This window comes from Streptomyces diastatochromogenes (assembly GCF_002242805.1).
GTDB lineage: Bacteria > Actinomycetota > Actinomycetes > Streptomycetales > Streptomycetaceae > Streptomyces > Streptomyces diastatochromogenes.
Genome location: NZ_MCGQ01000146.1, coordinates 1 through 427 on the forward strand (window position 1 = coordinate 1; position 427 = coordinate 427).

Below are 427 nucleotides of genomic sequence, written 5' to 3' on the forward strand. Positions count from 1 at the left end.
GCGGACGGTGGCGTTGGCCTGGTTGTTGCTGCGCAGAGACCACTTCCAGTGCGTCGCCTTGCTCGTGAATGTGGGTGCGGGCTGGTCGACGGGTGTGGGCGAACGAGAGCCGTGCCGGGCTGTCCAGCCGGCTCCGCGGGTCTGTGGTTCGAGAACCGTCGCTGCACCGGCGTGTTGGGAGCGCCAGTTGCCTCGGTCTCGAGCGTTGGCGAGTGTCTGGCGGGAGCCGGAGGGGAACGGTTCGGGGCCGCCCCCTGGTCCGCCGCCGGCACACACGGTGGGAACGGGCCGGTCGGTGGCGCCCCAGCCGAGGGCCTCGGCCATGCTCACCCACCGGGTACGGCCCGGCCCGAACAGGGTCTCTGGTTCGGCGACCTGTGCATGCGTCGGCGTCGGCGGCTGGGCGGTTCGGACGCGGGAGGCGAGC

The 427-nt window shown here is 72.6% G+C and carries 1 pseudogene; it reads right to left on the bottom strand.

The window, feature by feature from the left end:
- A pseudogene (locus BEK98_RS47160) lies at positions 1 to 427 on the bottom strand (DNA cytosine methyltransferase); the annotation flags it as partial.